Source organism: Pseudoalteromonas atlantica (assembly GCA_007988745.1).
Classification (GTDB): domain Bacteria; phylum Pseudomonadota; class Gammaproteobacteria; order Enterobacterales; family Alteromonadaceae; genus Pseudoalteromonas; species Pseudoalteromonas atlantica.
Genome location: BJUT01000050.1, coordinates 1 through 23,011 on the forward strand (window position 1 = coordinate 1; position 23,011 = coordinate 23,011).

Sequence of the window (23,011 nt, forward strand, 5' to 3'; positions counted from 1 at the left end):
GCCAAACATACTGCTGCAAATTCAACCACCAACGTTCAACACGCCCTAGCATCTTGATACTACTTGGGTATAATGCAGGGCTTAATTTGATTATTTTTAGATTGCTAGCGGCTTTATTTGTATTGTGGTGACCAGTTTTTTAAATCACACGCCTTAAAACAAATAAATATAACCGTTTAAGCCTTTTATCTGACAGGAAAACTATGCGCTCTATATATTGCGGACAGCTAAATAAAACTCACGTAGATCAAGAAGTTGAACTATGTGGCTGGATCAACAAACGACGTGACCTTGGTGGACTTATCTTTGTCGATTTACGCGATAGAGAAGGGTTAGTACAAGTTGTATTCGATCCAGAGGTTGAAGGACTAATGGATAACGCTAACAAACTTCGCCAAGAGTTTTGTGTGCAGTTAAAAGGGGTTGTACGTGCGCGCCCAGAAAGCCAAGTAAATAAAGACATGGCAACAGGCGAAGTAGAAATTTTAGGTACTGAGCTAACTATTATTAACCGCTCTGAGCCGCTTCCGCTTGATTTTAATCAAACCAACTCTGAAGAGCGCCGTTTAAAGTACCGCTACTTAGATTTACGTCGCCTTGAAATGAGCGACCGTATTAAACTGCGCGCTAAAGCAAGCAGCTTTGTTCGTCGCTTTTTAGATGACAATGGCTTTTTAGACATTGAAACACCTGTACTTACAAAAGCAACACCAGAAGGTGCACGCGATTACTTAGTACCAAGCCGTGTTCATAAAGGTAGCTTTTACGCATTACCACAGTCGCCACAGTTGTTTAAGCAATTGTTGATGATGTCGGGTTTTGACCGTTACTACCAAATTGTTAAATGTTTCCGTGATGAAGATTTACGTGCCGATCGTCAACCTGAATTTACCCAAATAGATTTAGAAACCTCGTTCATGAGCTCTGATCAAGTACGTGGTATGACTGAAAAAATGATCCGTGAAATGTGGCAATCATTACTAAACGTTGATTTAGGCGATTTCCCAATTATGCCTTACAGCGAGGCAATGAGCCTTTACGGTTCTGATAAGCCAGACTTACGTAACCCAATGAAGCTTGTTGATGTAGCTGATTTAGTAAAAGACGTAGAGTTTAACGTATTTTCAGGCCCTGCTAACGACGAAAAAGGCCGCGTTGCTGTATTAACAGTACCGGGTGGCGCTAAGCTTTCGCGTAAGCAACTTGACGATTACACTAAGTTTATTGGCATTTACGGCGCTAAAGGTATGGCGTGGATGAAAGTAAACGACCGCGATGCAGGCGCGGAAGGCGTTCAATCTCCAGTTGCTAAGTTTTTAAACGAAGAGGTAATTACCCAGTTACTTGAGCGTACTAACGCACAAACGGGCGACATTATTTTATTTGGTGCCGATAAACGCAACGTTGTAAACGAAGCAATGGGCGCGCTTCGCTTGAAGATTGGTGTTGATTTAGAAATCACTAACCTTGATAGCTGGGCGCCACTTTGGGTTGTTGACTTCCCAATGTTTGAAGAAGATGACGAAGGCACGTTACATGCTGTGCATCATCCATTCACAGCACCAAAAGATATTAGCGCAGAAGAGCTTGAAGCAAACCCTGCCGCGGCTATTTCAGATGCTTACGACATGGTATTAAACGGCTACGAAGTAGGTGGCGGTTCGGTACGTATTCATAATGCTGATATGCAAGAAGCAGCATTTAGAATTTTAGGGATTGATGCGCAAGAGCAACAAGACAAGTTTGGCTTCTTACTTGATGCCCTTAAATACGGCACACCACCACATGCTGGTTTAGCCTTTGGTCTTGACCGTTTAGTTATGCTTTTATGTGGTACCGATAACATTCGTGACGTTATTGCGTTCCCTAAAACCACTCAAGCATCGTGCTTATTAACCGATGCACCTAGCAAAGCTAATAGCGACTCGTTAACTGAGCTTGCAATCAGTGTGGTAGAAAAAGCAATTCCTAGCGAAGAGTAATACCGCGCGCAACAAATGCGCTTAGCTAGATTTAAAAACCCTTAGGAGTATGCCTAGGGGTTTTTTTATGGTTAAATTTAAACCAGTTCATACCAATCGTGTTAAGTTATTAGTCTATTTAGCACGCTAAAATAGTTAAATATTTAAGTTGCTTGGTATCAAATATTATTCAATAGAGAGGGAGTTCTTATGTCGTTTAATCTCACATTATTTGGTGAATTTTTAGCTTTTTTTATTTTGTTTTGCATTCCAATTTTTGCGCTGATTAGCTATAAAATAGGTAAACGCAAAAGCACCATGCCGGGCGTTTTGGCTTTTGTAGGCGGGTGTTTAGCAGTATTTCCGCTCTTTGGCTTAATTTTTATCGCCTTATTAGCGCTTAAACAAGACTTGCCAAAAACCAGCCCTTATGCCCATTAAACAACCCTAAATACGGACACGTAGTTACAGTGCCAATTTCTAATAATAGCTATTATTGCGATCAGCAATTTAGTGCCTTACAGCTAGCAAAATACACACTCGAAAATACAGAATTTGAAGCGTGTACGTTTATAAATTGCGACTTATCTCAGGGGCAATTTAAAACGTGTCGATTTATAGAGTGCAGCTTTGAGCATTGCAATTTATCGAGCATTGAATGGGGATACAGCTCGCTTGAAAGTGTAAGCTTTAGCCATTGTAAGTTAAACAGCGTGCAATGGAGCAATGCTGATTGGGGAGCGCTAAGTATTGATGCGCCGGTGAGCTTTAATAGCTGTGAGCTTAGTAACAGCTCTTTTTATGAATTAACTTTAAAATCACTAAAATTAATACACTGCTTTGCAAAAAATGTTGATTTTAGACATGCCAATTTAAAGCAAAGTACATTTACAGGAAGTAATTTTCGCGATAGTGAGTTTTTTCAAACCACTTTAACTGAGTGTGATTTTGTAGGGGCTACAGAATTTAATATCGATTTAAACAGTAATGCGTTAGCGGGTGCTAAGTTTGAGCGCTTTGAAGCCCTTAATTTACTTACAAGCCTTAATATTGAGCTTTGCGATTAATGTGTGAGGAGCGTTTAGAAGCTGCATATTGCAAGCCTCTAAACAATGAATAACCTTCAATAAGATTAAACACTAGCCTGTAGCTTGGTATTAACAGCTAGGGCCATTTTTATTACGAGCGTTTGCCAATGTGCGGGCAATTTCAAGCAGTGCAGGGGTGATGTCATCAGCGCCGTCTTTGATTAATTTGGTTACATCACCTGATGAATATAAGCTATCGCGCGGCGACTTAATACCAAGTTCGCGGACAAAGTCTTTTGTTTTACCTGTGCTGCCTGTTTCAATAAATTTAAATATAATACGCTCGTTGTTACTTTTTGGCTCGGCCTGTAACACGGCAATTTCTTCTTTATAGGCTTCTATTCGACTTTGCAAAATGTCGATACGTTGTTCAATAGTGCTGTATGATTTCATGGGGTACTTTTCTAAATTAACTAAAAATAATACCCGTATTATCGCATACATTAGCAATGGCGCGCGCTAACCTTTATAGTAAAAGTTATTTTTATTTAAAAACAATAATTTATATAAGTACAACATGCATAAAACAATAAAAAAGTTACTAAAAGTAAGTGCATTTAGCCTAAGCGCGAGTTTAATATCACCATTAAGCTTTGCTAATGACGATGTAATAGTGGATCAAAGCCGCAATCGGACCATCCCTATAAATATCACATACCCCAATGAGAGTAATCAATGCAGCGTACACGCAAAGTGCCCTGTAGCATTTGTAAATGCAGGCTACGGCATTAGCCACAATGACTACACGTTTGCGAGTAAGCTATTTAATGCACAGGGTTATTTAAGCATTGCAGTCGCGCATGAGCTAAAAACCGACCCCTCGCTTAATCGCATACAGCCTTATTTAACCACCCGCATGGAAAACTGGCATCGCGGTGTGGTAACGCTTAAGTTTTTAGTTAATGAGTTATCGAGTAAATACCCAGCGTATGATTTTACTAAACTCACTTTATTTGGCCACTCTAACGGCGGTGATATATCAGCTTTATACGCTTCAATTTATCCAGGGGAAGTAAGCCAAATAGTGACACTTGATCACCGCCGCATGTTGATCCCACGTAATAAAAATATACGCGTACTGACACTGCGCGGTAGTGATTACCCAGCTGATGCTAACGTGCTATTAAACGATACAGAGCTTAAAGAGTTCCCTGTTAGCCAAATAAAGATAGAAAAGTCGCGCCATAACGATATGCACGACGGTGGGCCAACATGGCTGGTGGATCAAATGAGTAAAGAAGTAGGGACGTTTTTAGATAATTAGCCAAGATATATAATCAAGCCAACTTTAAGCTGGCTTGATATATAAAGGTTTAAGCTGACGCAGAATTTTGAGTGGCATTAAACAAAGTATGTATATTATTGCAGGTTACCCTTGCGGCGTAGCAAACTGTTTTATTGGCCGTTCCTTTATTTCCATATCTTTTGTAGGAATAGCTAGGAGTGAATATTTCGTTCTTATGGTAATGATATCAACAAACTTACCGTTAATGTACAAGTTGACGAACGGTGTAATTGTACTTACTAAGTATTTTTTTTCAGGGTTTAAAGCAAACCTCTCTTCCATGCCTTTTAGCTCAATAAACTTTACTTCAAGCGGTTCGAACTCTATCGAGGATAATTTTGTGTGTGCACGCCGGCGCCCTTGTATAGGTTGTTCAGGGACCTTTGCATTGGGGTTTTCTGCTCTTATTGAGAAGTATTCATCCACTTCATATATGAACATTGAGTTTAAGTCGATACCTTGTTCATTGAAAGCGAGAGAGCTTAATTTAACTTGATAAGGCGAAGTATTTGCCAACCTTATACTAGTTATACATTTAGTATCTATATGACAAAATGTATAAGAAGATGCAGCAATAGGACTTTCGATAACTTCTTCAGAGTTGGCACAAGTAGAGTAACTAATTAAAAGAAATATAATATTGATCAAAGTTTTCATTGGGCTGTTCGCACTGCATTTTCAAAAAGATATGCCGAATATAGCAATATATCTCTGTCTTCATTAGTTTGATAAATCTGTGCCTTTTGAGCGATGAAATTAAGATCCTCTATAGCAGTTCTCGCGTTATATGCTGTATCTTCAGAAGTCCAAACTGCGTGACTAAACTCATGAACAATAGTATCTACTTTTCTATCAGTACCTACGCTAAAAAAAGCTCTTACCAAACCCTATAATTCCATATCTGTCATAATAAGTAGCATCGCCAAACCCTGCGCATTTATAAAGCTTATGAGGATTTAAAAGCATGGAGCCGATAAGGTTTATTACTTTACGCGCTTGGCGGATTAAAAATGTTCGTGTTGCTTCAAAATTAATTGAATTAACAAAACCATATTGTTTCATAATTGATTCGAATTTTTCTTTTTATCTAAGTTAGCAGGGTTGTGCAATATATTAATAAAAGTTGTTAATGCTTTTGGGATAATTAGCATAGCCAATTCAATTTGTTTTAGCTCAGATAAAGTTAACTCGATACCTGTTTTGTTTGTATAATTTAACTAACAAACTATTAGAACTGTACCTATTATTCAACCTCTATATTTTATCTCAGATTGTGAGATTGCTTTATTGAACATCTAAAATAGCGCAGCCACAGCTGCGCTATTTTTGTTTTAGTTACTCAACTAATTCACTTACTACAATTGGGCTGTTATGTAGGGTTTTATGCACTGGGCATTTGTCGGCTATTTCTAGCAGACGCTGGCGCTGTGCTTCGGTTAAGTCGCCGCGTAGGGTAATTTTACGGGTAATGGCCTCTAGGTTTTGGGTGCATTCGCCGTTGTCGCAATCTTTGTAATAGTCGCGGGTGTGTTCAAGCTCTACTTTTATATGATCAAGCGGCAGCTTTTTTAAGGTTGCATACATACGCAGTGTCATTGAGGTACACGCGCCTAGGCCTGCGAGTATATGGTCGTAAGGATCGGGGCCTAAATTACTGCCACCTACTTTTAATGGCTCATCGGCAAGCCATGTATGATCTTTAGTACTTACGTGCTGAGTAAATATATGATCTTTTTCTTCAACCAGTACTTTGCCGTTTTCTAATTTTGCGCTGTAGTTACTTTGCTCATATTTAACGTAGCGGTTTGCCCAATTAGCAATAAGCGTAGCAGCGTACTCGGCATCGTTTTTATTACTCAGTAAGTGGTCGGCGTTATCGAGGCTAATAAAGCTTTTTGGGTGTTTGGCTGATGCGTAAATTTTCTCGGCTTCTGAAATATTAACCGTGGCATCAACAGGGGAATGCATAACTAAAAGTGCGCGTTTTAATTTGCCTATATGGCTACGGTCGTACTTTGCAATATCCTCTACAAATTGTTTTTTTATGGTAAATTCGCGCCCAGCTAAGCTAACTTTAGCTTCACCTGCGGCGTTTATTTCGTCTAAATGGGCTTCAAAGTTATGTGCAACGTGTTGCGCATCTGAAGGAGCACCAATTGTTGTAATAGCCGATACCTCAGGAATATGCTCTGCAGCAGCCAGTACGGCAGCGCCGCCTAAGCTGTGGCCAATTAATAACTGCGGTGCATCAAAGTGCGTACGCAGGTGATCGGCTGCGGCCACTAAATCTTGAATATTTGATGAGAAGTTACTGTTTGCAAAGTCGCCGTCGCTATTGCCAAGGCCGGTAAAGTCAAAGCGCAGTACGGCAATACCTTGTTGGGTAAGGGCGCGGCTTATGCGCGTAGCGGCAGCAATATCTTTACCACAGGTAAAGCAGTGTGCAAATAAAGCATAAAACTTTACATCGCCGGCTGGGCGTTCAAGCTGGCCTGCAAGTTCTAAATCGCCGCTTTTAAAAGATACTTTTTGTCGCATAGAAGAGCCTTAGTGTTTCATTAAATTACGTTACAATAATAGATAAGATATAAGCACTAATTAGTGCAATTTCAATGTTTATTATGCTTTGATCTTGATCAAGTAAACTGTTTACTATTTCATCGTGAGGACATTTGTCCTTATGTTTTTTGGGTGGTTTGTCTATCCTCGCACAGCGCTATAATGAAGGTTTTGCTACTTTATATTGGCTAATTAGTTATATTTTAAAGCAGCTCACTTCTAACAACCTATTCACTGGAACGTACAATGCAATTACCTACTGTTGATTATAAAGCTCCCGATGCGGCTGCTCACTTTGTTGAATCGTTAAGAAACACCGGTTTTGGTGTATTAAAAAATCACCCAATCCCGCAATCTTTAGTTGAGTCTATTTACGAAAAATGGCAAGACTTTTTTAATTCAGAGCAAAAGCACGACTTTTTATTTTCTAAAGAAACGCAAGACGGTTATTTCCCGCCTTCTGTATCTGAGGTAGCTAAAGGCTTTACAGTAAAAGACATTAAAGAGTACTTTCATGTTTACCCTAAAGGTCGCGTGCCTGCAGAGCTTGAAGCCGACGTACGTGAGTACTACCGCTTAGCTAACGAATTTGCAGCAACGCTTTTAAGCTGGGTTCAAGCAGAGGCACCAGCCGATGTACGTGCTAAGTTTTCTATCGATTTAAAAGACATGATTGCTGATTCTGAGCAAACATTGTTACGCATTTTACATTACCCGCCAATGACAGGTGATGAAGAGCCAGGTGCAATTCGCGCTGCAGCACATGGTGACATTAACTTATTAACTGTGTTACCTGCATCGAACGAGCCAGGTCTGCAAGTTCAAAAAACTGATGGCGGTTGGTTAGATGTGCCATGTGACTTTGGTAGCTTAATTATTAATATTGGTGACATGTTACAAGAAGCGTCGGGCGGGTACTTCCCATCGACTATTCACCGTGTAATTAACCCAACGGGTAAAGCGTCGACTAAGTCGCGTATTTCTTTACCGCTGTTTTTACACCCACGTCCTGATGTTGTGCTTTCTGAGCGTTACACGGCAGACAGCTACCTACAAGAGCGTTTACGCGAGCTAGGTGTTAAATAATAGTTGCTTTTTAAATAGCATCTATTCAAAAGCGGCTTTTTAGCCGCTTTTGTTGTTTTACATAGCCTATTGGGTTATATCCCCCGCGCTGCGATTTAATCGCCCTTAGGTAGTACATATTTTAATTCACAAAAACGTATCTGCTTTAATGCCATAGTGCTGTTTTGTATTGCTATTCGCTATTTTTGCGCTGAGTGCTTATTTGGCAAAGTGAATATTTCCATGCATTTCTAAGTTAGTTGCGTATAATGCGCCCTTGGCCGGTTTGGCCTTTATTTTATTGAGAGATTTTATGAGTTTTGATGGTTTAGGTTTATCACAGTCTTTAGTTAACGCGGTTTTAGAAAAGGGCTATGAAACGCCAACGCCTATTCAGGCTCAAGCAATTCCTGCAATTATTGAACGTCGCGATGTGATGGCGGCTGCACAAACAGGCACAGGTAAAACCGCCGGTTTTACGTTACCGCTAATTGAGCTGTTATCTAAAGGCAGTAAAGCAAAAAGTAACCACGTACGTGCCCTTATTTTAGCGCCTACGCGTGAGCTGGCTTTGCAGGTAAGCGAAAACGTTGAAGAATACGCTAAGCACTCTGATGTAAGTTCGTTTGTAGTGTACGGCGGCGTAAAAATAAACCCACAAATGCAGCGCCTTCGTAAAGGGGTTGATATTTTAGTGGCCACGCCTGGGCGTTTAATCGATTTACATAATCAAAACGCTGTTAAGTTTGATAATGTTGAAGTGCTGGTACTTGATGAAGCGGACCGCATGCTTGATATGGGCTTTATTCACGACATTAAACGCCTGATTGCTAAAATGCCGCCTAAACGCCAAAACTTAATGTTTTCGGCAACGTTTTCAGATGATATTCGAGCATTAGCAAAAGGGTTAATTAACGACCCTGTTGAAATATCAGTTGCGGCAAAAAACACCACTGCTAAAAGCGTAACGCAAAGCGTTTACGCTGTTGATAAATCGCGTAAAACCGCATTACTTAGCCATTTAATTCGTAGCAACGATTGGAAACAAGTATTAGTGTTTAGCCGTACCAAGCACGGTGCAAACCGTTTAGTTAAACAGCTTGAGCGCGACGACATAGTAGGCGCCGCTATTCATGGTAATAAATCACAAGGCGCTCGTGTTAAAGCATTAGATGGCTTTAAAAGTGGCGAAGTACGCGTACTAGTAGCGACTGATATTGTGGCACGTGGCCTTGATATTGTTGAGCTTCCGCATGTGGTTAACTACGACTTACCAAACGTATACGAAGATTACGTTCACCGTATTGGCCGTACCGGTCGTGCTGGTGCATCAGGGCATGCTATTTCGTTTGTAACAGCCGATGACGCCGCTGATTTATACGGTATTGAACGTTTTATAGGTGAGCTAATCCCTCGCGCTGAAGAGCCTGGATTTGAACCAACTAGCCCAGTACCTGAGCGCGCATTAGATGCTCGCCCAATTAAACCTAAAAAGCCTAAAAAAGCAAAGCAGCCGTTTAACAAGCCTAAGTCTGATAAGCCGAACAGCAAAAAACCAAACAATGGGGGAAGCGGTACAGGCCCTCGTCGTGGTGGCTCTAAAAAACCAGCAGCCAAAACCGATGACAACGCACAAAGCCCATGGGCAAAGCGTCAATCGGTAGGTGGTAATGGCCAGCGCCGTCGTCGCCCAAATAACGATTAATCATTATTAAAGATTGTATTGGCCTTTAATTAAACGCCAATACAAAAAACGCGCTACCTTTTTAATAGAAGTAGCGCGTTTTTTATTATCTGTAATTTATACTTACCTGATCAACGAATTAACGCCTAATCCTACAAACAAGGTAACGCTAACGCTTAGTAAGGTGCCTAGCATAACGTACTCGGTGAGCTTTTTATCTTTACTGGCACTTAAATCGCCAAACCTAAATACCGACTTGGCAGCTAGCAAAAAGCCAAGCCCAGCAAATTGATCAAGTAATATAAAGCTCAGCATAAGTACTCGCTCTATCATGCCAATGCTTTGTCCGGCCAATGGTAAGCTGCCCTCACTTGAAAAGTTAGCGGTGAGCCTTTCAAGCATCATTCTTATAAATACGGCACTTGGGCTTAATATAATTAAATATCCGCATACAACCCAAAGTACTTTAGGGTTTATGGCAAGTGCGCTTACGTACGCGATTAAACTTTGGTTATCAGTTATATAAATACACAGCGCTATTATTACGGCTATATGCGCGATTTGGTCGAGTAAAAAGGGCACAACCCCTTTATTTGAATACGACTTAGCAATATCTATTAGATAGTGGCTAAGCATAATTGCAGCGGCTGAAAGTAACACGGTGCTTAGTTGTTGCCAGCCATAGCTATATTCCCAAAGCGCTAAAATAACGGCGCTAACCACACCGTGTACTAATACATGCAGGTAGAGCTTTTTAGCTTTAAAGTGGTGGGTGTTTCTATCGTTTACCCAGCTCATTGGTTGTAAAAAAAAGTCACTGACTAGGTGGCCTATAATTAATGTCACTAATAATAACGAAAACCCCATTACTCACTTCCTTTTGTAATCGTTGTTATGACCTGTTTAGCGTGTACTATAAATCGCTCTATTAGCTGATAATTTGCTAAGTTAAGCAATTTAGTGACATTTTCGCGACTGGTGCTAAGCTCTTTTGCCAGTGCTGCATGGCTGTTATCGGCTTGGGTTAAATACACGTAAAGCGCATTGGCTTGTTTTTGCGTTATTTTGCTAAGCAAGGTATCAACAAAGGCAAGGTTAAGACTAAAGCCTTCATCTAGGGTGTGCTTTGCTATCTGTAAGGTAAAGCGCTGATTGGCTATTTTATCAAGGCCTTGCCCTGAGAGCACAAAGGCCGAGCCGGTGGCTGTTTTTATATCGCTGCGTGGGTTGTCTACCTCACCTAAGGCCATACTTTGGCGTAGCTCGTAACCTGCCGACTTTAAATGCAAATAAATGATAATAGCGGTTTTAATTAACTGCTCGCTTTGATTTATTTGCAACTGAAAAGCATCACCTCGGTATATGGTCCACAGTGAGGTATTATTACTAATTGCACGCAAACTTTGCTCTAGCAGATAAAGCATGGCATCGTATTGCTGCTTAGGTATTTTTTGCGATTTAATTATATCGCCGCTGATCACACCAATCATAAAAATCCAAAAAGTAACTTAATGCAGTTACATAGAATCAGGTAACCAAATTTGGTTACATTTAGTTAAGTAACCAATTTAGGTTACTTAAAACAAAATTGCAAGGTTCACTCGTTAATGGCGTTTTATTTCAGCTGCGCTGAGCTGTGAGCACTTAAGGAAACAAATGACTTTACAAAACGATCAGCAAATCAGTAAGCCACGTGTCGGTATTTTTGTTGATGTACAAAACATTTATTACACGTGTCGCGAAAGTTACCGTAAAAACTTTGATTACAATGCATTTTGGGCGCACATGAAGCAGCAGTATTCTATAGATTGTGCATTTGCGTATGCCATTCACCGCGGTGATGAAAAACAAAACCAGTTTCAAAATATTTTGCGTGCTATTGGCTTTGAGGTAAAACTAAAGCCGTTTATTCAGCGCCGCGACGGCAGCGCAAAAGGGGATTGGGATGTAGGCATAACGATAGATATGCTAGAGCAAGGCAAAAACCTCGATAAAGTTATTTTGCTCTCTGGTGATGGCGACTTTGCGTTATTGCTAGGGCATTTAAAAAATCAATACAATGTACCGTGCGATGTGTACGGCGCCGATAAGTTAACCGCTGAGGTGCTAAAACAAAGTGCAGAACAGTTTCATTTAATTGATGATAGCTTGCTACTCTAAAGCATAAAATATAGCGGCTAAGTGCCTGCAACATGAGAGTTTTTAATAAAGAGCCTATATAGCTAATATAGGCTTTTTTTATTGCTGTAATAAATTGGGTTTACTCAGCGGTTATGGTAATTTTACGCCATACCATGTTATTGAGGACTCACATGCTTTATTACAGCGACATGCCATTAGACCGCGGGTCTAATTTTCGTAAAAACGCGGCGTGGTTAAACGCACAAATGTCGGCACAAAGTAAGTGGCTTTTGGTGAATAATAACCACACTTTGTTTTATAAAGACGCAGCTCAAGTGTGCTACTTAACGTATCAGCAAATTGCCCATTTAGATTTATCAAACGCTATTTATTTAGGCTCAAATACCGAGCAACAGGGTGTGTTTGCGTTAGATGTTTCAGCCATACACGATGACGAACTCAAGTGCGTTATAGGCGACGCACAGTTTTTTGATATACGCCAATATGGCCCTCACGTTGATATACAAGATGGCTCTATAGCCGCTCTTGCCCGTGGCTTATGTTATTGGCATGCGACGCATAGTTTTTGTGGGCGTTGTGGCAGTAAAAATACATTAATAGAAGCAGGGCATTCTCGCCTATGTGAAAACGAGCACTGCAAGCACCCTACATTTCCACGCACTGACCCTGCAGTAATTATGGTGGTTACTAAAGAATTTGAAGATGGAATAGAGCGTTGTTTATTGGGTCGCCAAGCAATATGGCAACAAGGCATGTATTCGTCATTGGCGGGCTTTGTAGACCCAGGTGAAACACTAGAGCAAGCTGTAGCGCGCGAAGTTAAAGAAGAAGCAGGCATTGACGTTGATAATGTACGTTATATTGCCTCGCAACCTTGGCCATTTCCTTCTTCTATTATGTTGGGTTTTATTGCTCAGGCTAAAACTGAGCAAATAAACGTAGATAAAGACGAATTAGACGATGCCAAATGGTTTACGCGCGAAGAAGTTAAGGCGTTTGGCAATATGGGCGATGAAGGCGATCATTATAAACTCCCTCGGGTCGATTCAATTTCGCGTTTTTTAATTGAACAATGGCTTTCAAATAAGGCTTAAGGATTGGTAATGTCGACAAGCAAAAATAAAAATACCCAGTTAGTATCAACGGGGCGTAAAAAAGCCTACACCCATGGTGTGGTAAACCCCGTAGTACAGCGTGCTTCTACAATTGTATTTGACAGCGTGGCCGAATTAAAAGAGGCCGCTAAAACCCGCGGTGATAAAACATTATTTTATGGCCGCCGTGGCACAACTACACATTTTGCACTGCAAGAGGCAATAACCGAGCTTGAAGGCGGCGAAGGCTGCGCACTTTACCCATGCGGCGCTGCGGCAATAAGCCAAGCGTTATTGTCGTTTGTAAAGGCGGGCGATCATATTTTAATGGTTGATAACGTGTATGAACCTACGCGTGATTTTTGCGATAAAATTTTAGCGGGGTTAGGTGTTACCACCACTTATTACCCACCCACGATTGGCGCAGGTATTGAGGCGTATATTCAGCCAAACACAAAAGTGCTGTTTTTAGAATCGCCTGGCTCTATAACCATGGAAATACAAGATGTACCTGCCATGGTTAAAGTAGCCAATGAGCATAATATTATGACCATGCTTGATAACACCTACGGTAATGGCTTGCATTACCGCCCACTTGAACACGGTGTAGATATTAGTATTCAAGCAGCAACTAAGTACATTGTTGGCCACTCTGATGTAATGATGGGTGTAGCAGTGGCAAATAAAAAGTACTGGCCAACCCTGCGTGAGCAGTCGTACTTATTGGGGCAATGCACCAGCGCAGATGATGCCTATTTAGCGCTTAGAGGCTTACGTACTATGGCGGTGCGTTTAAATCAGCACGAAAAGGCGGCTATAGAGGTGGCAAAATGGCTTGAGCAACATGAGTTAGTTGATCATATTCGCCATCCTGCATTTGAAAGCTGCCCTGGGCATGAATTTTTTAAGCGCGACTTTGATGGCAGCAATGGGTTGTTTTCATTTGTAATGAAAACCGGTAACCAAAAAGCCATTGATGCGTTTTTAGATAGCCTTGAGCACATTAAAATGGGCTTTTCGTGGGGCGGCTTTGAAAGTTTAGTCACCGCCAATTTGACCATGAAAGGTTTACGTTCGAACACTGGTTGGGATTTAGGCCCTGTTATTCGCTTGCATATTGGCCTTGAAGACATTGATGATTTAATTAATGACTTAAGCCAAGCGCTTGAGGTATACCAACAGCATTTATAAAAATAGGCTAAATAAACAAAGTTTGGCCTGTTACATTTAAACGGTTTGTTACAAAGCTCACTTATGGTGAGCTTTTTTTTGCTGGTAATTCAAGGTGTTTACACTTACTGTTGTTACATTACGCTTTATTTTAAAGCATGAGCAACGTCATTAAGGAAAGCCAATGGCAACATCATCATTAGTGAACATAGGGCGATTAACCCAAATAGCGGGTTTTGAGCTAGTACGTATGTTTTTAACCAAGCGCGGCTTAATTGCTATGGCCGCCTTTGCCCTTGTGTGGTTACTTATTTTACGCTACCCGATAGGCCAAGCCGTCAGCATTATTAGTGCCCCCAATTTTGAACAAATGGCACGCGATATTTCAGGCAGTATTGGTTTAAGTAAGTTGCTTGATTGGCCTGAGGCCGAATTTGCTATGTACTGGCTAATCGCTTTGTATAGCTTTCCGCTGTTTGCTATTTTTATATCAAGCGATCAAACCGTTGGCGATAGAGAGCGCGGCACATTACGGTTTTTATCATTGCGCTCTACACGGTTTGAAATTTTATTTGGCCGTTTTTTAGGTCAGCTTGGCGTGTTAGCGTGTCTATTAGCTATTACCCTAGTGGCAACCCTTGGCGTACTTGGTTACAGAGAGCCTAGCCTATTAATGGGTGGGTTAAGCCGTGCGGTTTCTATATTTATAATAATGGTGGTGGTACTTAGCCCGTTTGTGGCATTAATGAGTTTGATTAACACATTTGCTCGCTCGTCGCGTTTAGCAATTGTGTTAGCCATTTTATATTTTGCTGGTGGCGGCATTATTGTGGGTATATTGGCGTGGCAAGTACCGGCTTTAAATGCGCTCGATTACCTTTTCCCTGGGGTTAATTCTGAGCTTTTAGCTGGGCAAAACCTACCTTTGTTGAGTGCCTTAGGTGTGCCGCTTATTCAAAGCGCTGTATTTATAGCGATTGCGCATCGAATATTTACAAGGAGTTCGCTATGAGCGTATTAATAAAAGCCAGCGGCTTGAGTAAATCGTATGGCGCAAAGCAAGCACTTAACAACGTAAGCTTTGAAATTCAAAAAGGCGCACCAGTGGCGTTAGTAGGCCCAAATGGTGCCGGTAAAACCACATTATTTAGTTTATTGTGCGGCTATATTAACCCAAGCCACGGTGAGCTCAGTATTTTAGGGCATCAGCCTGGTAGTGCCGCGTTGTTCAACCAAGTAAGTGCATTACCGCAAGATGCGCAGTTAGATCCGCGTTTTAATATAGATAAGCAACTGGCGTTTTATGGCAAGCTTCGAGGCATGGGCGCTAAACAAAGCCACAATGAAGCGCTGCGCGTACTTGATTTGGTTGGCTTAAAAGAAGTCGCTAAACAGCGTGCGGGCGATTTATCTCACGGTATGCGTAAACGGGTAACGATAGCACAAGCGCTGATTGGCTCGCCGAAAATAGTGATGCTTGATGAAGCCACAGCAGGGCTTGACCCTATTCATGCCAGGGAGGTGCGAGAGCTGGTATCGAGCTTAAGCGATGAAGCCACCTTTATTTTAAGTTCGCACGATTTAACCGAACTTGAGCGATTATGCTCCCAAGTGCTCCACCTAGATAAGGGCATTTTGAGCGAGCACCAAACAAAAGACAACAATACGCATACTCACTTTTATACCTTAATGCTCAACGAGGCGTATCAAAATGTGGAGCAGCAACTGCAGGCGTTAGCAGGTGTAAGCCGTGTGTATATGAGCCAACATAAAGAATACGTGATTGAGTACCAGCCAACCGGTGAGCCACTTGATATTGCTTTATTAAACTTTTGCCATCAACAAAGCTGGCAATATAGGCAGTTAGTAAATGGTCACACCTTAGAAAATCAAATATTTACACAGGAGAAAGCATAATGGGACTACTCAGTGGTTTAATGGGAAATGCAAGCGAAGTAGATGATTCTGATTTAGAAAAAGTACTTGACAATACCCTAATAGATGGCGAACAAGTAGAAAAAGCCTATAAGGTGATTCGCGATATGTTTATTTTTACTAATAAGCGTTTAATTTTAATTGATAAGCAAGGTATGACCGGCTCTAAAATGGAAATGGTGAGTATTGCTTATTCTAAAATTACTAAGTTCAGTAAAGAAAGTGCAGGGCACTTTGATTTAGATGCCGAGCTTAAAATTTGGATTGGTTCAGACCCAACGCCTATTAGTAAAGAGTTTAAATCGGGCGATAATATTAACGAAGTTTATCGTGTAATAAGTCAGCATGCGCTTTAGTTTGCTGAACATGTTTTAAGTAGTTGTTGACTATATGTTGCAACTACTTTAAATTTACAGTTTCTTACACCTACTTACAATTAACTTAATAAATACAACTGCTTAATTAAGTTTTCATTCAGTTTCTCAGCGTTAGCATGTCCCCACTTTAGTCAATGAGCTAAAGCATAAAAAGCAATGCACAAAGGGAAGTCTTACAATGAAAAAATTAGCAGTTATTATTTCAAGCATTTTATTATCTAGCACTGCGGCTGCTGCAGACAGCTACAATTCAATCAGTAATTTAAGCTACAAAGATAGCGATAACAACGACACCGTTGCTGTAGACTCTATTTATTACCTATCTCCTAAAAAAACATTAGGTCCGTACGATCAGTTTGAGTACATTAATAAACAAACTAACGTTTATGGCGGTTATGCTGATGACGACTTTGGCGATGTTACTAATATTGGTGGTGAATACTTTATTAATGAATTTGTTGTTGGCGCATCTTACGAAAACCTTGACCCAGATTCGGGCTCTAACGGTGAGCTTTACAAGCTAACTGGTGGCTACTTCTTTAACCCTGATTTATTAGCAAAAGTAACGCTTGTTGAAAACAAAGACGGCGATGACTTTGCTTTGTTTGATTTAGCATACAACCACATGCTAAACAGCACAGACTACGTAGGTGTAACACTTACATCTGATGACGACTTTGATTACCGCGCTGTTGCAGCTAAGTACTTTATTGACTTACAGCAAGGTAACTTTTTAACGTTTGAAGGTAAATACGAGAGCATTGAAGATGCAGAAAACCAGTGGGTAGCAGAAACTAACTACTACTTCTCAAAAGCAACCTCGGTATTTGCTAACTACAACAAGCAAGATACATACAGCTTTGGTGCTCAGCACTTCATCAATAAAAACATTGGTCTTAAAGTAGGTTACGAGAACAATGCAGATGACTCTGATAACGATGCATACTTTGCAAACATGCGTTTTCAGTTTTAATTAAGCCCTGTACTTAATTAAAAGCATAAAAAGCCCGCTACTGTAGCGGGCTTTGTTGTTTTTAACTTAAATTAACCGTGGTAAAAGTTTTACCAGGTGCAATTACGGTCTTTGTTCTGCTCATCTAAATAGCATTTTTTAAATTAAAAATAATAATTTTTTTGAAAAATGAGAAAAATATAATGAGGGATAGTTATATTGATGAGGTTTATCGAATAGTTAAGTTGTATTCAATTTAGCGACAGTTTGTACCTTATTTGTTACTTTTGAAGTTTAAATGCTGAGATATAATTCTACTGTAGATTTAAAGTGTGCTTTATATTTACATTTGTACGAAATGATTAACAATTTAAGTTGTTGATATTGTGTTTAATTTATTCTTTCATTCATTTTTTGTTCATTATTTATTGTTAGGATGCGGCCCGACTTTGGCTACACGGCCCAAGCATAGAAAATAACATTTATAGGGAATTTAAAATGAAAAAATTAGCCGTTATCATTTCGAGTATTTTATTATCAAGCGCTGCAACCACTGCAATGGCAGCAGATACTTACCAATCTATCAGCCACGTAGGATACATGGACATTGATGGAGATGACACGGTAAGTGTTGACTCAACTTATTACTTTTCTCCAAAAGCGACGTTAGGTCCTTACGATCAATTTGAGTACATCAATAAGCAAACAAATGTTTATGGTGCATACAGTGATAATGATTTTTTAGACGTTACTAGCATTGGCGGTGAGTATTTTGTACAAGATTTCGTATTAGGTGCACAGTACAATAACTTCGATAGTGATTTTGGCTCAAGCACGGATGTAATTGAACTTTCAGCTGGTTACTTCTTTAATCCAAACCTTGTATTAAAAGCAACGTTTGTAGATGTTGAAGATGCTGACAATCAGTTTGTGTTTGACCTAGCATATAACCACGAATTAAACAGCACTGATTATATCGGCTTTACAGTAACAGCAGATGACGAGTTTGATTACCGTGCAGTAGCAGCTAAGTACTTTGTTGATTTACAGCAAGGTAACTACTTAACTGTTGAAGGTAAATTTGAAGATGTTGATGGCGGTTCTAGTAGCTGGGAATTAGCATCTAACTACTATTTCAGTAAAGCAACATCGGTGTTTGTTACAGTTAACAAGAACGATGACTACGCTTTTGGTGCTCAACACTTTTTCAATAACAATGTTGGTTTAGAAGCAGGTTACGGTAATAACTGGGATGATTCTGATTACGATGCTTACTTTGCAAATGTAAGCTTACAGTTCTAATTTAACCAAAAGTTAGTTACTGAACAAAAAGCCCGCTACTGTAGCGGGCTTTGTTGTTTTTAACTTAAATTAACCGTGGTAAAAGTTTTACCAGCCGCAATTACGGTCTTTGTTCTGCTCATCTAAATAGCGTTGCAGCGGTGCAAAGTAATCAAGCATAGCGGTTGCATCCATTTGTGGCTTGCCAGTGATGGTTTCAAGGGCTTCTTGCCATGGACGAGAAGAGCCCATTTCCAGCATTGCGTTTAGCTTATCCCCTGCTTCTTTTGAATTATAAATAGAGCAGCGGTGAATTGCTTTATCGTTACCGGCTATTTCACATAAGCTACGGTGAAATTCAAACTGTAAAATATGCGCTAAAAAGTAACGTGTATAAGGAGTGTTGCCTGGTACGTGGTATTTAGCACCTGGATCAAAGTCATCTTCGCTACGTGCAATAGGCGCTTTCACACCTTGGTATTTTTCACGTAGCTCCCACCACGCTTTATTATAATCTTGTGGCTTTACTTGGCCCGAAAATACCTGCCAGCGCCATTGATCAACCATTAAGCTAAAGGGCACAAAGGCGACTTTATCTAGCGCCATTTTCATTAGTAAGCCAATGTCTTTTGACTCATCAGGTACTTGCTCGAGTAAACCAATCTCTTTTAAGTAACCGGGTGTAACCGATAAAGCAATGGTGTCGCCAATGGCTTCGTGAAAACCATCGTTGGCACTTTCTTGATAAAATAAAGGTTGTTTATTATAAGCGCGCTGATAAAAGTTGTGGCCTAGCTCATGGTGAATAACAGAAAATTCTTCGCCGGTGCGTTGAATACACATTTTAATGCGTAAATCGTCTTTGCTATCTATATTCCAAGCAGAGGCATGACACTGTACGTCTCTGTCTTTCGGTTTTACAAATAACGAACGCTCGTAAAAAGTCTCTGGCAGTGGCTCAAACCCCATTGAGGTAAAAAAGGTTTCAGCACCTTTAACCATTTTTAGCTCGTCGTAATTATTTTTAGCTAATAGCTCGGTAACATCGTAACCCGGATCGGCGTTTTCTGGCGCGACCACATCGTAAATGTTACCCCACGCTTGCGCCCACATGTTTCCTAATAAATGCGCAGGAATAGGCTCATCTTGGGCTACTTTGTCGGTGCCGTATTTTTCGCCTAATTTAGCGCGTACATGGCAATGCAGTGAGTTATAAAGTGGCTTTACTTGCCCCCAAATGCGGTCAAGCTCGGTTGTAAAGTCATCGGCTGGCATATCGTACTTGCTGCGCCACATTGCGCCGGTATCAGCATAACCTAGCTCTTTAGCCCCTTCGTTTGTAAGGGTTACTTGCTGCTCGTAAAGTGGGCGCATGGGCTTTGAAATTTGGCGCCACCCTTGCCATAAATCAAGTAGCTCGTTGTAATCACGGCTGGTGGCCATTTTTGCGGTCATATCACCAAGGCTTAAACAGCTGCCATCGTCTTTACAGTATTTACCTTTACCGTATAAACCACCTAGCTCTGCCACAATAGTTGAAAGTTGGGCTGTTTTTTCAGCGTCCTGAGGAGCGGGTAAAGTAAGCGCAAGTTTAAGTTTATTAAGCTTGCGGCGTGCATCGTAATCAAGCGCTAAGTCGTCAAATTGTGCTGCCTGATTGGCTAAACGTACGACCGACTCGGTCATTTTACGATTAACTTCGGCAGATAACACCGAGGTGTCGTGTGTTATAAAGTTTGCGTAAATCCACTCAGCGCGGCTCGACTCTAGGTAAAGCTCACTTAGTTCTTGCTCGGCTTTGGCAATAAATGCATTGGCATCTTGTTTTGTAAGAGGCTTCTCGGTCTGTGCTGAATCGGTAGTGTCTATGGCTATTTCTGCTTCGCAGGCGGTTAGCGCTAATGTACTTGCGACTAAGAGGGCGCTCATACTTAGTTTAAAGCGTGGCGTGTTCATTGTATTCCTTTGGTTTATTGTTATTAAGAAAGTGATAATAGCAGCGATGTTTAAAACAATAAAATTAATACGTTAAGGAGTTTGGTGCATCGCGCAATGATTGTATTTAAACTAAGATGGGTCATAATTAAGTTACTATTTTCATTCAATGTAAAAGGAATGTGCTCATGTCAGTATTTATAATATTGCTGGTCGTGGTGGTGGTTATTTTTGCAGTCAAAGATATTCGCCTTAACCTGATCAGCCGTCCTACGTTTAAAATGTTTAAAAAGGTACTTCCGCCGCTCTCGCAAACTGAGCGAGAGGCAATGGAAGCCGGCGATGTATGGTGGGATGGTGAGCTATTTAGTGGTAATCCAGATTGGCAAAAACTGCATAACTTTCCAAGGCCTGAGCTTAGCGATAAAGAAAATGACTTTATGGATAATCAGGTTAACACGCTACTGGCGATGCTAGATGATTACCAAATTGTACAAAAAGACAAAGACCTGCCAAAAGAAGTCTGGGATTACTTAAAAACAGAGGGCTTTTTTGCGCTGATCATTCCTGAAAAATTTGGTGGACGTGAGTTCTCTGCCATTGCTAATTCAACCATAGTGTCAAAAATTGCCACAAAAAGCTTAACTGCGGCGGTTACTGTTATGGTGCCTAATAGCTTAGGCCCAGGCGAGCTGTTACTGCATTATGGCACAAAAGAGCAACAAGACCGTTGGCTACCAAGCCTTGCAAGTGGTAAAGATGTGCCGTGTTTTGCACTTACCGGCCCAGAAGCTGGCTCTGATGCGGGCAGTATTCCCGACTCTGGCGTAGTGTGTAAAGGGCAGCATAATGGTGAAGAAGTTATAGGCCTGCGTTTAAATTGGTCTAAGCGTTATATTACGCTCGCGCCAGTTGCAACTGTACTTGGCCTTGCCTTTAAAATGTATGACCCAGATGGGTTATTAGGCGATGAAAAAGAGCTAGGTATTACCTGTGCGCTAATTCCTACTGATCATGAAGGGGTAGAAACGGGTGAGCGCCATTATCCATTAAACATGGCATTTATGAACGGGACTACCTACGGTAAAGATGTTTTTATTCCGCTAGAGTGGATTATTGGTGGTGAGCAGGGCGCAGGGCGAGGCTGGCGCATGCTGGTTGAGTGTTTAAGTGCTGGGCGCGGTATTTCTTTACCTGCACTAAGCACCGCAACAGGACATTTAGCCTCTAAAATGACCTCTGCTTACTCTGTGGTACGCCAACAGTTTGGTGTATCAATTGGCCAATTTGAAGGTGTACAAGAAGCCTTAGCGCGTATTGGCGGGTTAACGTATACGTTAGAGTCTGCGCGTTTAATGACCGCAGGCGCAATAGATTTAAAACTTAGCCCATCGGTTGTTACCGCCATTGCAAAATACCATATGACCGAAATGGGGCGTACGGTAATGAACGATGCAATGGACATTCACTCTGGTAAAGGTATTCAAGTTGGGCCTAATAACTATTTAGCCCATGGTTATATGGGGATCCCGGTATCGATTACTGTTGAAGGGGCAAACATTTTAACCCGTAACTTAATGATTTTTGGTCAAGGTGCCACGCGTTGTCATCCGTTTGTGTTAAAAGAAATGGAAGCTGCCGCAATGGAAGACGACGATGCAGCACTTGATCGATTTGATAGTTTATTGATGAAGCACATTTTATTTGCTGCCAGTAATGCCGGCATGGCTTTTGTGCATGGTCTTACGCGAAGCTGTTTGGCAAAAGCGCCCGTGTGCGGTGCAACCGCTGTGTATTACAAACAGCTAAGCAGAATGAGCCGAGGGCTTGCTTTTACTACAGATGTAGCCATGTTGGTACTTGGTGGCGAGCTAAAGCGTAAAGAAATGATTTCGGCGCGTTTAGGTGATGTGCTTAGCCATTTATATTTAGCGTCTACTGTATTAAAACGCTTTGAAGATGAAGGGCGCCAACAGGCTGATTTACCTTTTGTGAAATACGCTATTGAAAATTCTCTTTATGAGATAGGCCAAGCGTTTGATGGTTTTTTCAAAAACTTTTCAAATCCGGTGGTTAACTTTTTACTTAAACGCATTGTGTTTCCGCTGGGGAATCACTACCGCAAGCCAAGTGATGAAACAGCCCAAAGTATTTGCGAGCATATGACGCAACCTGGGGTGTTTAGAAACCGTTTAACGCACTTATGTTATGTAGATGAAAATGCGGGCACGGGCGTGATGGAAAATGCATTTTTAGCTATGCACGATATGCAAACACAGTTTAAAGAGTTAAAACACTGGCAACGCAGTGGTAAGGTCCCTGCAACGCTCGACATAGAAGGCGCAATAAATTACGCACTAGAGAATGAGCTCCTTGCGCAAGCAGATGCCGATGCAATGCACCATACCAATAAACTAAGAAAACAAGCAATTGCCGTTGATAACTTTAAACCCGGTGAATTATAACGCTTAAGATAAGCGCTA

General features: G+C 41.0%; 22 protein-coding genes. 15 read left to right on the forward strand and 7 right to left on the reverse strand.

From position 1 onward, the window contains the following. Positions 1-203 precede the first annotated feature (203 nt). From aspS to PAT01_RS16270, 3 genes are all read left to right on the forward strand, one after another. On the forward strand, positions 204-1,982 hold the full coding sequence (gene aspS / locus PAT01_RS16260) for an aspartate--tRNA ligase (protein ID WP_029772588.1): 1,779 nt from the start codon (positions 204-206) through the stop codon (positions 1,980-1,982). A 189-nt stretch (positions 1,983-2,171) separates the two neighbouring features. After that, positions 2,172-2,402 (forward strand): hypothetical protein, encoded by a 231-nt coding sequence (locus PAT01_RS16265; RefSeq protein WP_024033669.1) that lies wholly within the window; start codon positions 2,172-2,174, stop codon positions 2,400-2,402. 29 nt (positions 2,403-2,431) lie between these two features. Further along, entirely contained in the window at positions 2,432-3,028 is a 597-nt protein-coding gene (locus PAT01_RS16270; protein WP_154945831.1) for a pentapeptide repeat-containing protein, read from the forward strand. A 90-nt stretch (positions 3,029-3,118) separates the two neighbouring features. On the opposite strand, the gene PAT01_RS16275 is transcribed toward PAT01_RS16270, so the two are convergent. Continuing rightward, positions 3,119-3,442, reverse strand: coding sequence for a hypothetical protein (locus PAT01_RS16275; RefSeq protein ID WP_004588950.1), 324 nt, complete (start codon positions 3,440-3,442; stop codon positions 3,119-3,121). A 124-nt stretch (positions 3,443-3,566) separates the two neighbouring features. Here PAT01_RS16275 and PAT01_RS16280 point away from each other — a divergent pair, with 124 nt between their 5' ends. Next, a complete protein-coding gene (locus PAT01_RS16280) occupies positions 3,567-4,313 on the forward strand; it encodes an alpha/beta hydrolase (RefSeq protein ID WP_096739848.1) in 747 nt (248 codons plus the stop codon). Between the two features lie 105 nt (positions 4,314-4,418). Here PAT01_RS16280 and PAT01_RS16285 read toward each other — a convergent pair whose 3' ends face one another. From PAT01_RS16285 to PAT01_RS16295, 3 genes are all read right to left on the reverse strand, one after another. After that, on the reverse strand, positions 4,419-4,991 hold the full coding sequence (locus PAT01_RS16285) for a hypothetical protein (protein WP_154945832.1): 573 nt from the start codon (positions 4,989-4,991) through the stop codon (positions 4,419-4,421). 207 nt (positions 4,992-5,198) lie between these two features. After that, entirely contained in the window at positions 5,199-5,396 is a 198-nt protein-coding gene (locus PAT01_RS20270) for a hypothetical protein (protein WP_289107149.1), read from the reverse strand. A gap of 273 nt (positions 5,397-5,669) precedes the next feature. Beyond that, a complete protein-coding gene (locus PAT01_RS16295; RefSeq protein ID WP_024033663.1) occupies positions 5,670-6,872 on the reverse strand; it encodes a bifunctional alpha/beta hydrolase/OsmC family protein in 1,203 nt (400 codons plus the stop codon). A gap of 267 nt (positions 6,873-7,139) precedes the next feature. Here PAT01_RS16295 and PAT01_RS16300 point away from each other — a divergent pair, with 267 nt between their 5' ends. Then, entirely contained in the window at positions 7,140-7,979 is an 840-nt protein-coding gene (locus tag PAT01_RS16300; protein WP_004589526.1) for an isopenicillin N synthase family dioxygenase, read from the forward strand. Between the two features lie 292 nt (positions 7,980-8,271). Then, positions 8,272-9,663 carry a DEAD/DEAH box helicase gene (locus PAT01_RS16305; protein WP_154945833.1) on the forward strand — a complete coding sequence of 464 codons (1,392 nt, stop codon included), beginning with the start codon at positions 8,272-8,274 and terminating at the stop codon, positions 9,661-9,663. 102 nt (positions 9,664-9,765) lie between these two features. On the opposite strand, the gene PAT01_RS16310 is transcribed toward PAT01_RS16305, so the two are convergent. Both PAT01_RS16310 and PAT01_RS16315 read right to left on the reverse strand, forming a co-directional pair. After that, positions 9,766-10,509 (reverse strand): DUF3307 domain-containing protein, encoded by a 744-nt coding sequence (locus PAT01_RS16310; RefSeq protein ID WP_154945834.1) that lies wholly within the window; start codon positions 10,507-10,509, stop codon positions 9,766-9,768. Continuing rightward, positions 10,509-11,132, reverse strand: a complete 624-nt coding sequence (locus tag PAT01_RS16315; RefSeq protein ID WP_154945835.1) for a hypothetical protein — start codon at positions 11,130-11,132, stop codon at positions 10,509-10,511. The genes PAT01_RS16310 and PAT01_RS16315 overlap by 1 nt, the downstream gene beginning before the upstream one ends. Positions 11,133-11,298: 166 nt before the next feature. Between PAT01_RS16315 and PAT01_RS16320 the strand changes: the two genes are divergently transcribed. The 8 genes from PAT01_RS16320 to PAT01_RS16355 all read left to right on the forward strand — a co-directional run bounded on the left by PAT01_RS16320 (position 11,299) and on the right by PAT01_RS16355 (position 18,614). Next, a complete protein-coding gene (locus tag PAT01_RS16320) occupies positions 11,299-11,802 on the forward strand; it encodes a LabA-like NYN domain-containing protein (protein WP_004589523.1) in 504 nt (167 codons plus the stop codon). 152 nt (positions 11,803-11,954) lie between these two features. Next, positions 11,955-12,878 (forward strand): NAD(+) diphosphatase, encoded by a 924-nt coding sequence (gene nudC, locus PAT01_RS16325; RefSeq protein ID WP_154945836.1) that lies wholly within the window; start codon positions 11,955-11,957, stop codon positions 12,876-12,878. A 9-nt stretch (positions 12,879-12,887) separates the two neighbouring features. Then, positions 12,888-14,069, forward strand: coding sequence for a cystathionine beta-lyase (locus PAT01_RS16330; protein ID WP_138686097.1), 1,182 nt, complete (start codon positions 12,888-12,890; stop codon positions 14,067-14,069). 163 nt (positions 14,070-14,232) lie between these two features. Further along, on the forward strand, positions 14,233-15,060 hold the full coding sequence (locus tag PAT01_RS16335; protein WP_024033655.1) for an ABC transporter permease: 828 nt from the start codon (positions 14,233-14,235) through the stop codon (positions 15,058-15,060). Continuing rightward, entirely contained in the window at positions 15,057-15,965 is a 909-nt protein-coding gene (locus tag PAT01_RS16340) for an ABC transporter ATP-binding protein (protein ID WP_154945837.1), read from the forward strand. Before PAT01_RS16335 ends, PAT01_RS16340 begins: the two co-directional genes overlap by 4 nt. After that, positions 15,965-16,339: a PH domain-containing protein gene (locus PAT01_RS16345; RefSeq protein WP_154945838.1), complete on the forward strand. Its 375-nt coding sequence runs from the start codon at positions 15,965-15,967 to the stop codon at positions 16,337-16,339. The genes PAT01_RS16340 and PAT01_RS16345 overlap by 1 nt, the downstream gene beginning before the upstream one ends. A gap of 199 nt (positions 16,340-16,538) precedes the next feature. After that, on the forward strand, positions 16,539-17,333 hold the full coding sequence (locus PAT01_RS16350) for a putative porin (RefSeq protein WP_004589517.1): 795 nt from the start codon (positions 16,539-16,541) through the stop codon (positions 17,331-17,333). 477 nt (positions 17,334-17,810) lie between these two features. Beyond that, a complete protein-coding gene (locus PAT01_RS16355; RefSeq protein ID WP_096041944.1) occupies positions 17,811-18,614 on the forward strand; it encodes a putative porin in 804 nt (267 codons plus the stop codon). A gap of 87 nt (positions 18,615-18,701) precedes the next feature. On the opposite strand, the gene PAT01_RS16360 is transcribed toward PAT01_RS16355, so the two are convergent. Beyond that, complete coding sequence (locus PAT01_RS16360; RefSeq protein ID WP_154945839.1) at positions 18,702-20,549, reverse strand: M2 family metallopeptidase; 1,848 nt, start codon at positions 20,547-20,549, stop codon at positions 18,702-18,704. Between the two features lie 167 nt (positions 20,550-20,716). Here PAT01_RS16360 and PAT01_RS16365 point away from each other — a divergent pair, with 167 nt between their 5' ends. Beyond that, entirely contained in the window at positions 20,717-22,993 is a 2,277-nt protein-coding gene (locus PAT01_RS16365) for an acyl-CoA dehydrogenase (protein WP_154945840.1), read from the forward strand. The last annotated feature ends 18 nt before the right edge of the window (positions 22,994-23,011 follow it).